This window comes from Flavobacterium sp. SM2513, from assembly GCF_050908145.1.
Classification (GTDB): Bacteria; Bacteroidota; Bacteroidia; order Flavobacteriales; family Flavobacteriaceae; genus Flavobacterium.
In genome coordinates, this window is sequence record NZ_CP194228.1 from 473283 (window position 1) to 487071 (window position 13789).

A 13789-nucleotide genomic window follows, 5' to 3' on the forward strand; every position below is an offset into this window, starting at 1 on the left:
GTACTATTTTTTTTCAGCAATTCGCAACTTGGCACTTCGAGCACGATTATTATGATATATTTCATCGGCACTCGGAACAATTAATTTTCCAATAGTCTTGAAAGGAACGCTGAAATTTCCGAAGAAATCCTTTTCAGGTTCACCTTCAAACATTCCGTTTTTCATAAATCTTTTGACCAAACGATCCTCTAAAGAATGATATGAAATCACACTTAATCGACCTTCTGGAGCTAAAATTTCTAAAGATTGTTCCAAAAATTCTTTTAGGACATCCATTTCTTGATTCACTTCAATTCGAATGGCTTGGTACATTTGTGCCAAAATCTTGTGACTTTTATGAGCTGGAAGAAAGCGACTCAAAACATGTTTTAATTGTTCGGTGTGTCTAATTTCTTCGTTTTCACGGTATTCCAAAATAGTTCGAGCAATTGCAGGAGCATTTTTCAATTCGCCATAATCTAGGAACACACGACGAAGATTTGCTTCGTCATATTCGTTAACTACTTTGAACGCACTTAAATCATTTTTTTGACTCATTCGCATATCCAACTCCGCATCAAAACGTGTTGAAAAACCACGTTCTGCAACGTCAAACTGATGCGACGAAACACCTAAATCAGCTAAAATTCCGTCGACCTGACGAACGTTATGAAACCTCAAAAAACGTTTGATGAATCTGAAATTTTCATTTATCAATTCAAACCTTTCGTCTGGCAAAGCATTTTCTAAAGCATCTTCGTCTTGGTCAAAAGCGAATAATTTTCCATTTGGCCCCAAACGACTTAAAATTTCCTTTGAATGTCCGCCTCCGCCAAAAGTGACGTCCACATAAATGCCGTCTGGTTTTACATTTAAACCATCTACAGTCTCTTTCAGTAAAACCGGATTATGATATTCCATTTCCATCTTCATTTAAATTTCCCATTACTTCTTCAGCCAAATCTGCAAAATCAACATCATCTCCTCCAATTGATTCTTCATACAACTCTTTATCCCAAATTTCCACGAGATTTACTTTCGAGGATAGGACAATATCTTTTTGAATCGAACCAAAAACCACTAAATCTTTCGGAATTAACAAACGGCCCAAATCATCGATTTCGATAACTTTGACACCAGCCATGAATTTCCGAATGAAATCATTGTTCTTTTTATTGAATCGGTTGAGCTTGTTGATTTTCAACATCATTAAATTCCATTCTGACATTGGCCACAATTCCAAACACTTATCAAATACCGAACGTTTCAACACGAAACCATCCTGTAAAGAAGCATTCAACTGCTTTTTTAAAGGCGCTGGCAAAAGCATCCGCCCTTTGGCATCCACTTTACATTCGTATGTCCCGATTATTGAATTCAAGGTCTGTTTGTTTAATAAGTAGCAAAAATATAAAAAAAAATACCACATCTTACCACTTTTTCCCACTTTGTTGATAAGTTTTACCACTTAGCGATTCGAAATCTTAATTGTTGATTTTCTGAATATTAAGAAAATTTTAAAGATATTTTAACGATTTGTAACGATAACGAAGCATTCAATAATCAATACTGAAAAATCACCACTTAAATTATAAATTCAATAATCATTTGATAACCAAAAACTACAAAAATCATTTTTAACTTCTTACCAAATTGAAAAATTTCAATCGAAAAAATAAATTTTAATCGATGATGAAAAATTGTTAAAGATTTTTTTTCAAAAAATGATTTTGTTTTAATAAATCTTATATTTGCCGTCTCGAATGTTCGGGAACATATGCCCAATAATTAGAATGGAACACGAATTAAAGAACGAAGGACGGTATAAATATTATGAGTCTGGCGAAGGAATTCCTATAATAATTCTACATGGATTAATGGGAGGATTGAGTAATTTTGACGGTGTTGCTAATTTCTTTCCTGCTAAAGGATATAAAGTTGTAATTCCTGAATTGCCTATCTACACACAAAGTATTTTAAAAACAAACGTAAAAGCTTTTGCTAAATATGTAAAGGATTTTATCACCTTTAAGGGATTTGACCGCGTCATTTTGTTAGGAAATTCTCTGGGAGGTCACATCGCTTTGTACCACACCAAAATGTATCCTGAAAAGATGCTTGGACTAGTAATAACAGGAAGTTCAGGTCTTTATGAAAGCGCTATGGGTGATAGTTATCCGCGTCGTGGAGATTACGACTATATTCAAAAGAAAGCAGAAGCTGTTTTTTATGACCCAAAAATTGCAACTAAAGAAATTGTTGATGAAGTGTATCAAATGGCGAATGATCGAATCAAATTGATTAAAACTTTAACAATTGCTAAAAGTGCAATCCGTCACAATATGGCTAAAGATTTACCAAAAATGCATGTGCCAACGTGTATTATTTGGGGTAAAAATGATAGTGTGACACCACCTGATGTTGCGGTAGAATTTGACAAGCTGTTACCAAATTCCTCTTTATATTGGATTGACAAATGTGGCCATGCCGCAATGATGGAACATCCAGATGAATTTAATGAACTCATGTACACTTGGCTGAAAAAAGTCAATTTATAAACAAAATGAAATTAAAAGTGCACCACTATTTGAAGGAAAAAAACTTTAAATAGTGGTTATTTTTTTTAACTAACTTTGCCACAAATAAAAATACAATGAAAATCAATACCGCCGAATTTATAATCAGTAATTCTGAAGTAGAAAAATGTCCGAAAGACCCAATTCCGGAGTATGCCTTTATCGGTCGTTCCAATGTTGGGAAATCGTCGTTGATTAATATGTTGACCAACCATAAAAATCTTGCAAAAACTTCAGGTCGTCCTGGAAAAACGCAATTGATTAATCACTTTAAAATCAATAATAATTGGTTTTTAGTCGATTTACCAGGTTATGGTTATGCCAAAGTTTCGAAGAAAACGAAATCCGTGTTCCAACAGTTTATCACTGATTATTTCGAAACAAGACAACAATTGATTTGTGCTTTTGTACTGATTGATATTCGTCATGAAGCTCAAAATATTGATATTGAATTCATGAGTTATATGGGAGAAAGTGAAATCCCGTTCTGCATTGTTTTTACAAAAGCAGATAAAATTAGTAAAACCAAAATTGATTCGCACATTGCCGCTTATACCAAGCAAATGTATGCCAACAATTGGGAAGAAATGCCGCAATATTTTACAACTTCTGCCACGGAAGGAATGGGAAAAGAATCCATCTTAGAGTATATAGCAGGTATAAACGAGGATTTGTTTAAGAATAATTTACTTTAAACTCAAAATATTAGAATCTGTGCAAAGAACACTTTTAACTTTATTATTCATATTTTTAAATACAGTTGCATTCGCAAATAGCGAAAATTCTTCTATCGAAATTATTAAAAGTGGCGTCAGTTTCGGAACTGTTTTAGCCATAGTAATTTCATGGTCACGAAATAAAAGTTTGCTTCTAGCAATATTACATGGAATTTTTGGTTGGCTTTATGTAATATTTTATGCCTTATTCCTACCTTCGGAATCCAAATTCAAATAATAAAAAAAGAGGTCAAATGACCTCTTTTTTTATTTCACTAAATCCATTTTCTCTGCAAAGTATTCACAGAAATCTTTCAATGTATCCGTCATTTGTTGGTCATCTGTTGCACGTTGAAAAGTATCCGACATCGCTACTAATGTTTGATGAAAAAACTTCTTCATTTCATCCACCGGCATATCTTTAGTCCATAAGTCAATTCGTAAGGTTTCCTGTACTTTACTATCCCAAATGGAAAGCATAATTGCTTTAGCTGCTTGTTGATTTACACCACCATCTTCGGCTGTCCATTGTAGTTTTTCTGGAACTCGATTTTCATCTAAATCAATTAAAAATTTTATTTCTGAAGTTGTATGTGCCATTATTTCTTTGGTTTGTATTTTGAATTATTAAAAATTGTAGTAGCATCCATTGTCAACAATTCTTTGACATCTACTTTATTATTTTCCGCATAAGCCCGAACGATTTGCCAACCCAACCAAGCACCTACTCGACCTGGTGATTCGTTGTCGATTTCTAAATAAAATTTAGAAAAAGGAGCCCGATGAATAAATCGGTTTGCCAATTTTGGGTCGGTGTCGTAAAGCAGACTTTCGTCGATAAAGTAACGCCACATATAACTTTCATTTTCTTGACACCACTGAATTTGTTCTGGTGTATAACCCATTTTATCCGCGTCTGAATAATCAGGAATTAATAAATCTTTGACGTACAATTCTTTTCCTTCGAAAATCATTTGAGACAACAGGTTTTTATTTGGGTCTTCGGGAATTTGATTTGTAGATAAAGCCGTCACTACATCAGGAATGATTTGTGTTGATTCAAAATTTTGTCGGATGTAAGCCGGAAATTCACTTTTGTAAAATTCATGGTCTTGCCCTAAATAAAGTTCCATAGAAATTAGTAAATAATTTCCGGTATAAATCACTTTATTATTGTAATCCATTTCGTTGATTAATGTCACGATTTCAGGCAATCTCGTGTTGGGAAAATAAAACTTAGCATGTTTAAAAACGGATTCAATCTCTGTTTTCTGAGCTTGAAAATCACCGTATTTTTTCTGTACTTCATTATACAATTCTTTCCATTGCGGATTGGTCATTTTATTGGTCCAAACCGTATCAGGAACACCTTCAGGGAAAAATTCTGGATAAGAAAGTTTTAATTTACCTAAATCTTCAGGATTCGTTTCGAAGAATACTTTATCAAAACGAGAGAGTTTTAATGAAACGGGGATTTCCTCAATCTTTTTCTCGGTTTCCGAAGTTTCCTTGCAGGAAAACAGCAAAAATGTAAAAGCAAAAAGCAAAAGTGTTTTTTTCATGTATAACGTCTATTTTTTAGCCCAGATAGCAATGGAAATCCTTTATTTTTTTTCTTTAAAAAAATAAAGATTGCAATGGATAGCTGGAAATAGCTCCATAAAAAATAAAATAGATAGTTTATACTAACTTGTTTTTTTATAATTTTAGAGCTACATAAATTGAACTGCAAATATACATTGCTTGTTTTTTAAAAATGCTAAATGATATGCAAAAAATGAATAAAATTGACGTGGAAAAAGTAAACAATCAAATTGTAAATTGGTTAAAAACCTATGCTGAAAATGCAAAAGTCAACGGATTTGTTATCGGAATATCGGGTGGAGTGGATTCAGCCGTTACTTCAACGCTTTGTGCTCAAACGGGTTTAAAAGTTTTATGTGTGGAAATGCCAATTCATCAGGATGCAAAGCAAGTGAATCGCGGAAAGGAGCATATTGAGCAGTTGAAAAAGCGATTTTCGAATGTTTCGAATACGGAAGTAGATTTGACACAAACCTTTGATACTTTCCAAAGTGCGGTTCCAAAAAGTGATGATTTAGCAAAATATAATTTGGCTTTAGCCAATTCTAGAGCACGTTTACGAATGACTACGTTGTACTACTTTGCTGGAGTTGAAGGACTTTTAGTCGCTGGAACGGGAAACAAAGTAGAAGATTTTGGTGTCGGTTTTTATACAAAATATGGCGACGGCGGTGTCGATTTGAGTCCTATTGCAGATTTGATGAAAAGCGAAGTTTATGAATTGGGTCTCTATTTGAAAATTCCTGATTCCATACAAAATGCAGCTCCAACTGACGGGCTTTTTGGCGATGACAGAACCGATGAAGACCAACTGGGGGCTTCGTATGACGAACTAGAAGAGGCGATGCTTGCTGATGAAAGTGGCAAAAGTGAAAGTGACTTTACAGGGAGAGCTTTAGAAGTGTTCAAAATATACAAGCGACTGAACCGCATCAATCAACATAAGATGGTAGAAATACCTGTTTGCAAAATTCAAAGATAATATATAGCATATTTTTTAACATTTTATTAGTAAAATCTACTTATTATTATTAGCTTTACCTCCCTCCAAATCGTAATACTATTTAAAACATAGAATATTATGATAAACATAAGTATAGCTGACAATCAGCCCGTGGTGATGCACGGAATAAAATCTTTTTTTAAAAACCATTCAGCCATTTCTATTAGTGATACTATTTATCACTTGCACGACATTGATAATTCGCTAAAAACTAAGATTGCGAATATTTTGATGATTGATATTGACCTTGAAGGTTTGCACAGCATTAAATCACTCCGCCGAATTCTGCGGGAAAATCCAGCAACTAAATTACTGATTTACACTTGTGCTTCTGAAAAGCTTTTTGGAGTAACATCATTAAAGGTTGGAGCTGCGGGATTTATTTCAAAAAACGAACCTTTGAAAAAGATAGAACAAGCTATTTTGAAAATTGCTGAAGGTAAAACCGTGTTTAGTGATTCGGTTCATAAAGCGGTTTTAACCACCGCGCTATTTAATGAAGAGGAACGAATTTATCGAAAATTGTCCTTGCGGGAAATTGAGGTTCTAAGGTATTTGGTTAAAGGTAAAAAGAACAATGAGATTTCTGAATTACTTGATTTAAACGAAAAAACAATTAGTACGTACAAATTACGGCTTTTGAATAAGCTACATGTAACAAACTTAATTGACTTAGTGGACAAAGCAAAAACACTAGAAATACTGTGATTTTAGATGTGATAACGCGACATTACACGTCCTAGTTTAGCCGAAAAAGACCCTATTAATTTGTAGTAATCCATTGCCATTGTTAGGGTTTCGGTATTGTCAGCATCGGGTTCAGAAGAAATTTCTTTTTTCAACTCTTCAATGATTTTATCTACAAGAAACCATCTTAAAGTCAATATAGTTTCGGTTACATATTGACCAATGGTGTGTGATTTCTCTTTCACAATAATATTTTGGGCTTCCCAGTTGTGCAAGGCAACTTTTTCATCTTCCATCAATACATCAGTTACTTCTTGTGCTAATTCTTGTGGGAGTTGCATCAAATAATGTTCGGTATTGAAGGTTTCGTTTTGACGGAAGAAAGTCATGATGTTGTTGTAGATATCTAAGAATAGTGGGTTTGCTAGTTCTACTTCGTCTTCTTGCAAACTCAAATACACACGGTCAAAGACTTTATAATTGCGTTTTTCGGTATATTGTTCTATCTCGCCTTCTTCGTTATTTCGCAGTAAAACGTCTTCAAATTCCTCTTCGGCATTGCCGTAAAGCAGGAGAATCTCAATGATTTTTCGCTCAATTTCGTTTTGGATATCTATTTTTCGCGTTGGATTTGCAGCATCACCTCCCTCTTTGACAACTTCAAACGACTTTTGTTCTTGTTTGACTTTTTTACCTGCTTCAATAGTGTCTTTTTGAATCAATTGAGCTAGCGTACTTACCAAAACTTGCTCAGAAATATCCATGATTCTGGAACATTCTTGAACGTAAATTTCACGCTGAATTCTATCTGGAACTTTAGAGATACTCACGACAATTTCCCGAATCAAATCAGCTTTCTTGACTGGGTCATTTTTGGCATCAGCCATTAAAAGTGATGCTTTAAACTGTATAAAATCTTTAGAATTGGCTTCTAAATATTCGGTTACTTGCTCAAAATTGTACTTTTTAGCAAAACTATCCGGGTCTTCTCCGTCAGGAAAACTACACACCTTAACGTTCATTCCTTCTTCAAGAATCAAGTCGATTCCTCGAAGGGAAGCGCGAAGTCCGGCGGCATCCCCGTCAAAAAGTACGGTAATATTCTTAGTCAATCGATTAATTAATCGAATTTGGTCTGGTGTTAAAGCAGTTCCTGAAGAGGCAACGGTGTTTTCAATTCCGGTTTGATGAAACTGAATGACATCGGTATATCCTTCTACTAAATAGCAGTTGTTTTGTTTGGCAATGGCTTGTTTGGCATGGAAAATACCGTACAAGACTTTGCTTTTATGGTACAATTCGCTTTCGGGAGAATTGAGGTATTTGGCGGCTTTTTTATCATTGGTTAAAATTCTTCCTCCAAAACCGAGTGTTCTTCCCGACATACTTTGAATGGGAAACATGACTCTGGCACGAAAACGGTCTAATAATCCTTTATCTTCCTTGACAATTGTGAGTCCGCTTCCTTCTAGGAATTCTAGTTTATAACCTTTGCCCAATCCTTCTTTCGAAAAGGCATCCCAAGCTTGTGGCGAATATCCGAGTCCGAACTTTTTGATGGTTTCCATTGTGAAACCGCGTTCTTTGAAGTACGATAGTCCGATGGCTTTTCCTTCGTCGGTTTCTAAGAGGGTGTGTTGAAAGTATTTTTGTGCAAATTCAGATACTAAGAACAGGCTTTCACGGAAATCTACGGTGGCTTTTTGTTCGTCACTTTGTTCGGTTTCCTCAATCTCTATGTTGTACTTTTTTGCCAAATAGCGAATGGCCTCAGGATACGTGAAATGCTCATGTTCCATGAGGAATGCGACTGAATTTCCTCCTTTTCCGGAACTAAAATCCTTCCAGATTTGCTTAACGGGCGACACCATAAACGACGGAGAACGCTCGCTAGAAAAGGGACTTAATCCTTTAAAGTTACTTCCGGCTCTTTTTAATTGTACGAAATCGCCAATAACTTCTTCTACTCGAGCGGTTTCAAAAACGGTGTCAATTGTGGCTTGGGTAATCATAGTTTATATTGTGGAGGGCAAAGATAAGGAGAAATTGTTTTAAGATTGAAGTATTAAGAATTAAGATTTTGTGATTGGAATTTGGGGATTGAAGGACGGAGGGATTGATAAAAAAGTTGGTTTGTTCTCGATTGATTTCTTTTTTAAAATAAAAAAATCCCATAAAGGAAATCATTTATGGGATTGTCAATAGTATAACAAAGGTTGGTAGCTGAGTACCGTTATTAGCAAAGTCTTAATACTTCTCTTTCTGGAAACCCCAGTCGCGCAAAACTTGCTTGTAGTCATCGGGATGGTTATGTTTTATGACACCTGCAATTGCTCTTACGCCCTTTGTTAAGTCTTTTTTCAAGATGTTCTTCTCTCCTACTTTCAAAGAAATTTCTCCATCTATAGTAGTCGATTGTTTTACGAGTGCTTCGTAATCAGTTAACATTTTGTCCCAATATTGTTGTCCATACTCTTCGTCTTGAAAACCGTTTTCTTTAATAGCTACCGCCATTAATTTTAACGAAGCTACCCGTCGGTTTCTATCGGTTGGAAACTCCCAATGGTCCACTTGATGCACAAAACCAAAAGAGGCATAATATGCTTTTTCATTTGCCTTTTTATATTTCCTCTGGATATAGTTCTTGACATAAGCCATTACCGAATCCATTTCTTGTTCCAAATGTTCTAATGTATTACCGGTTTGTGGGCGATTCGCACCCTTGTTGAGGCGTATTGCCAAGTCAGCATTATATTTTGCAGCATCGGCAACAAACTTGGCAACAGTGAGCCACAACAAAGTGAGCCAAGGATTCAGAAGCCATTTCTCGCCAATGGTACTAATTAATGCGCCAAAATCAATGTCGGCTGCAGGAACATTACCCTTTTTTACCGGTTTCTTTTTGTCTGGATTCTCAGATGAATTTTCCATAAATTAAAGTATTAAATTAATAATTAGTACTAAAATTAGTAAAGATTTTAATACAAAATCAAAAATGCATCATTTATTTTATAGTGAAATTAAAAATAAATCTAAACCGATAACACACTGACTCGCATAGGAGTTATGTTTTTGCTTAATATAAAAGGAGTTTACTGACGTGGTAAGCACTAAAAATATAATTTATGAGGTTACCACGGACGGGGTAAGGTGTAAAACAAAGTTTTATGAGGTTACCACGGGTGGTGGGGGCTATTAAATTTTTTAATTATAGTTGAATGTTACTGCTGATGCTTGTGCTAGCGTCTCACTCGTACCTATTACGAGGTCTTTTTATTTGTATTATATTTGGTTGCATGAGCTGAATGTGTGGGCTAGCAACCGGGGCTTATAAGTAAGGAAGAAAATTGAATGAAATTAGTTAAGCTTTTATAAATAGCACAAGCTTTTTTATTCATTAAAACGCAACACCAATGTTTATTCCAAAGTTGAGTAATAATCCTAGTGCGCTAGAGTCTTTTTTTCCGTTATAATCCTTGGCGGAACCAAAAGCAAAGCTAGGTCCAAAGTAGGGATTGACGGCTACAACATTTGCTATTAAAAATTGACAACCCACTAACGCTCTTACATTTATTAAACTAGTATCCTGATTGTATTGAACATCTTTATAGCTTGAAGTACCATTTAAACTGCCTTCTACACTATATCTGCTTCCTCCATAGCTGTTATTTGATTTTAAGTATTGAAGGGATGGACTTAAATACAACCCTTTTGGCGCTACAGCAGTTTTCATATAATAATATCTGTAATCTAAATTGATAGAAAATGACTTTTCTTTAATAAAAACGTTTTTACCGCTAAATGTGCTGCCAAAATTATCTAAATGCAATTCATCTACCTCGCTCATATCCGTACCGCTGTAATTCCCAAAGCCGATTCCCAATTGCAAAGAACTTTTATCGTTTATTACTTTTTCATATTGCAAATCGTACTTATGATTAAAAATAGAAATTGCCTCAAACTTGATGGTATTTTTAACTTCTTTTATTTGCGCAAATCCTGCGGAAATACTGAAAATTGATAATGATGCTAAGTAAATTTTCTTCATTGTTGTTTTTTGATAAATGTACGTCTTGTTATAATCTAGAACCTTTAGTTATAGGTTATAAAACTACAATTTATAACAATAGCTAAATAAAAAAAATAATTTTTATTTATAAAAAGCAACTGTCATTAAATACGTTGTTTGCTTAAGCTTTAATACTTTTCTTTCTAAAACCCCAAGCTCTAAACCTTCCCAAAACAACACCAAAATAACTGCTAGCCCCGATAGTAGCGAAAATCCTCCCGATTTTTCTTCGGGAGATTGAAGCGGATAGCGGGAATAAGGATTGCTGAAAAAGCCCAAGCGATTCGCTCCTAATAATAGTGATAGGATTGCTTCGTACCTCGCAATGACGGCAAGAGGGATTTGATTCAAATAAAAAATCCGCTTCCCTAAAATAGGAAAGCGGATTGTAAATATCTTTATTTTTGATTAGTCTCTTGAACCTCCAAATACTTGTAATGCCCAATAAAGTAGGGTGGCTACGGCGCCAATTGCGGCAACGAGATAGGTTCTTGCAGCCCATTTTAGGGAGTCTTCGGCTCCTGCATATTCTTCTTGACTTAACATGTTTTTGTTTTTTAGCCAGGCTAATGCTCGGTGACTTGCATCGTATTCTACAGGTAGTGTTACCAATGTAAATACAGTGGTGATGGACATTAATACTAAACCGGCGATGGCTACATAGTATCCGATTCCTGCACCTGCAGCGGCTCCTAATATTAGTCCTCCAAAGATTAACCATTGCGATATTCCTGAGGAAACGTTGACAGCGGGTACTAAAACGGAACGGAAGCCTAACATACTGTAGGCTACGGCATGCTGAACCGCATGGCCACATTCGTGTGCGGCAACGGCTGCTGCAGCGGCGTTTCGCTGGTTGTAAACAGCTTCGCTTAGATTGACGGTTTTATCTGATGGGTTGTAATGGTCTGTTAATCGACCGGGAGTTGAAATAACACGAACGTCACGGATGCCGTGGTCTGCTAGCATTTTTTCGGCAATTTCGGCACCGCTCATTCCGTTTCGTAAGGTTACTTTTGAATAGTGTTCAAACTTGCTTTTTAATCGAGCACTTACTGCCCAACTTGCTAAAGCAATGATTCCGAGTAAAACGTAGTACATTAACATAGTGATTGTTTTTTGTACGAATATAACAAATTGTATTCCATATGCAAACTACTGACGGTTTGGCGTGCGTTAAATATTTTATAAAAATAGCGGTAGAATAAATGACAAAATAAATCCTTGTAAAAAAAAACGCCAAGTAGTACACTTGGCGTTTTTGAATTGTATTTTAAGTAAAATTAATCTACTAAAATAATAATTTTATTATCATTCATTTCTAAAGTTCCCGACTCAATAGCTAAGTGCTGTTTTCCGTCAGTTCCTAATGTAAAATGAGGAGCTCCTTCTTTAGTTGCAGCAAAATTAGTTGCGGCAACTTTAATGGTTCCTTTTGTTAATATCGACACAATTGCAGCGTGATGATTTAACATCTGAAATTCTCCATCAACTCCTGGAACACTAACCGAAGTTACTTCTCCTGAATATAATTTTGCCTCTGGCGATACTATTTCTAAAGTCATTTTTTAAAATTTTAGGATTCAGGATTTTCTAATTTAGGATTTAGGATTATCATTCAAGTCCTAAATCGAAATTCCCAAATAATTAAGCTTCCGCTAACATTTTTTGTCCTGCTTCAATTGCTTCTTCGATAGTTCCTTTCAAGTTGAAAGCTGCTTCTGGAAGATGATCTAATTCTCCATCAATAATCATGTTAAACCCTTTGATGGTATCTTTAATATCAACTAAAACTCCTTTCAATCCTGTAAACTGTTCTGCAACGTGGAAGGGCTGAGATAAGAAACGCTGTACACGACGTGCTCTAGAAACGGCTAATTTATCTTCTTCAGAAAGTTCTTCCATACCTAGAATTGCAATAATATCTTGCAATTGTTTGTATTTTTGAAGAATTTCTTTTACTCTTTGTGCACAATCGTAGTGTTCATCACCTAAAATTTGTGGTGTTAAGATTCTTGAAGTAGAATCCAAAGGATCTACTGCAGGGTAAATACCTAGCTCAGCAATTTTACGAGACAATACTGTTGTAGCATCTAAGTGAGCAAATGTTGTTGCTGGTGCTGGATCTGTTAAATCATCCGCAGGAACGTAAACCGCTTGTACAGATGTAATAGAACCTTTGTTTGTAGATGTAATTCGTTCTTGCATCGCACCCATTTCAGTAGCCAATGTTGGTTGGTAACCTACTGCAGAAGGCATACGACCTAAAAGTGCCGATACTTCAGAACCCGCTTGTGTAAAACGGAAGATATTATCAACGAAGAATAACACATCTTTTCCTTGATCAGTACCTGCTCCATCACGGAAATATTCTGCGATCGAAAGTCCTGAAAGTGCTACACGAGCACGAGCTCCAGGAGGCTCATTCATTTGACCGAAAACGAAAGTAGCTTTTGACTCTCTCATTCCTGGCATATCTACTTTAGACAAATCCCATCCTCCATTTTCCATAGAGTGCATGAATTCCTCACCATATTTTATAATTCCTGACTCTAACATCTCACGAAGTAAGTCATTTCCTTCACGTGTTCTTTCTCCTACTCCTGCGAATACTGAAAGTCCACCGTGACCTTTTGCGATATTGTTAATCAATTCCTGAATCAAAACTGTTTTACCAACTCCAGCACCACCGAACAATCCAATTTTCCCTCCTTTTGAGTAAGGCTCAATTAAATCAATTACTTTAATACCTGTGAATAAAACTTCAGAAGAAACTGATAAATCTTCAAATCTTGGTGCTTGACGGTGAATAGACAACCCGTTCTCACCTGTTTTAGGTAATTCTCCAAGACCATCAATAGCATCTCCGATTACGTTGAATAAACGACCGTAAACGTCTGGGCCAATTGGCATCATAATTGGATTTCCTGTAGCACGTACATCGTATCCTCTACTTAAACCATCTGTCGAGTCCATAGAAATGGTACGAACAGTGTTTTCACCAATGTGAGATTGAACTTCAAGTACTAATAATGTACCATCTTTTCTAGTGATTTCCAATGAATCATAAATTTTTGGAAGTTCAACATCCTTTCCGTTGAAAACTACGTCAACTACTGGACCAATGATTTGCGCAACTTTTCCTATTACTTTTGACATTACTTATGTATTTATT

General features: G+C 35.5%; 15 protein-coding genes. 4 read left to right on the plus strand and 11 right to left on the minus strand.

The features are described from left to right. Window positions 1-3: 3 nt before the first annotated feature. Both rsmH and ACQ5J2_RS01885 read right to left on the minus strand, forming a co-directional pair. A complete protein-coding gene (rsmH, locus tag ACQ5J2_RS01880) occupies window positions 4-912 on the minus strand; it encodes a 16S rRNA (cytosine(1402)-N(4))-methyltransferase RsmH (RefSeq protein ID WP_432671995.1) in 909 nt (302 codons plus the stop codon). Next, window positions 887-1360, minus strand: a complete 474-nt coding sequence (locus ACQ5J2_RS01885) for a division/cell wall cluster transcriptional repressor MraZ (protein ID WP_432671996.1) — start codon at window positions 1358-1360, stop codon at window positions 887-889. Before ACQ5J2_RS01885 ends, rsmH begins: the two co-directional genes overlap by 26 nt. 412 nt (window positions 1361-1772) lie before the next feature. Between ACQ5J2_RS01885 and ACQ5J2_RS01890 the strand changes: the two genes are divergently transcribed. Further along, window positions 1773-2537 carry an alpha/beta fold hydrolase gene (locus ACQ5J2_RS01890; protein WP_432671997.1) on the plus strand — a complete coding sequence of 255 codons (765 nt, stop codon included), beginning with the start codon at window positions 1773-1775 and terminating at the stop codon, window positions 2535-2537. 95 nt (window positions 2538-2632) lie between these two features. Beyond that, window positions 2633-3250 carry a ribosome biogenesis GTP-binding protein YihA/YsxC gene (gene yihA / locus ACQ5J2_RS01895; RefSeq protein ID WP_432671998.1) on the plus strand — a complete coding sequence of 206 codons (618 nt, stop codon included), beginning with the start codon at window positions 2633-2635 and terminating at the stop codon, window positions 3248-3250. Window positions 3251-3538: 288 nt separating this feature from the next. Here the strand turns inward: yihA and gldC are convergent, their stop codons facing one another. Together gldC and gldB are read right to left on the minus strand one after the other, a co-directional pair. Continuing rightward, complete coding sequence (gene gldC, locus ACQ5J2_RS01900) at window positions 3539-3871, minus strand: gliding motility protein GldC (protein ID WP_432671999.1); 333 nt, start codon at window positions 3869-3871, stop codon at window positions 3539-3541. Then, complete coding sequence (gldB, locus tag ACQ5J2_RS01905; protein WP_432672000.1) at window positions 3871-4833, minus strand: gliding motility lipoprotein GldB; 963 nt, start codon at window positions 4831-4833, stop codon at window positions 3871-3873. The genes gldC and gldB overlap by 1 nt, the downstream gene beginning before the upstream one ends. 206 nt (window positions 4834-5039) lie before the next feature. On the opposite strand from gldB, the gene nadE reads away from it, so the two are divergent. Both nadE and ACQ5J2_RS01915 read left to right on the plus strand, forming a co-directional pair. Further along, window positions 5040-5837: an NAD(+) synthase gene (gene nadE / locus ACQ5J2_RS01910; protein ID WP_432672001.1), complete on the plus strand. Its 798-nt coding sequence runs from the start codon at window positions 5040-5042 to the stop codon at window positions 5835-5837. Between the two features lie 99 nt (window positions 5838-5936). Beyond that, window positions 5937-6566, plus strand: a complete 630-nt coding sequence (locus tag ACQ5J2_RS01915) for a LuxR C-terminal-related transcriptional regulator (protein WP_432672002.1) — start codon at window positions 5937-5939, stop codon at window positions 6564-6566. Window positions 6567-6568: 2 nt separating this feature from the next. Here the strand turns inward: ACQ5J2_RS01915 and dnaG are convergent, their stop codons facing one another. The 7 genes from dnaG to atpD form a co-directional block, all read right to left on the minus strand. Beyond that, window positions 6569-8557, minus strand: coding sequence for a DNA primase (gene dnaG, locus ACQ5J2_RS01920; protein ID WP_432672003.1), 1989 nt, complete (start codon window positions 8555-8557; stop codon window positions 6569-6571). 235 nt (window positions 8558-8792) lie between these two features. Then, window positions 8793-9476 (minus strand): hypothetical protein, encoded by a 684-nt coding sequence (locus ACQ5J2_RS01925; protein ID WP_432672004.1) that lies wholly within the window; start codon window positions 9474-9476, stop codon window positions 8793-8795. A gap of 466 nt (window positions 9477-9942) precedes the next feature. Continuing rightward, the gene (locus ACQ5J2_RS01930; RefSeq protein ID WP_432672005.1) at window positions 9943-10593 is read right to left on the minus strand and encodes a hypothetical protein; all 651 of its coding nucleotides are present in this window, start codon (window positions 10591-10593) and stop codon (window positions 9943-9945) included. A 102-nt stretch (window positions 10594-10695) separates the two neighbouring features. Next, window positions 10696-10965, minus strand: coding sequence for a hypothetical protein (locus ACQ5J2_RS01935; protein WP_432672006.1), 270 nt, complete (start codon window positions 10963-10965; stop codon window positions 10696-10698). A gap of 57 nt (window positions 10966-11022) precedes the next feature. Next, complete coding sequence (locus ACQ5J2_RS01940) at window positions 11023-11721, minus strand: zinc metallopeptidase (RefSeq protein ID WP_432672007.1); 699 nt, start codon at window positions 11719-11721, stop codon at window positions 11023-11025. A 176-nt stretch (window positions 11722-11897) separates the two neighbouring features. Beyond that, window positions 11898-12179 carry a FoF1 ATP synthase subunit delta/epsilon gene (locus ACQ5J2_RS01945; protein ID WP_432672008.1) on the minus strand — a complete coding sequence of 94 codons (282 nt, stop codon included), beginning with the start codon at window positions 12177-12179 and terminating at the stop codon, window positions 11898-11900. Window positions 12180-12261: 82 nt separating this feature from the next. Continuing rightward, window positions 12262-13773: a F0F1 ATP synthase subunit beta gene (atpD, locus tag ACQ5J2_RS01950; RefSeq protein WP_432672009.1), complete on the minus strand. Its 1512-nt coding sequence runs from the start codon at window positions 13771-13773 to the stop codon at window positions 12262-12264. Between the last annotated feature and the right edge of the window lie 16 nt (window positions 13774-13789).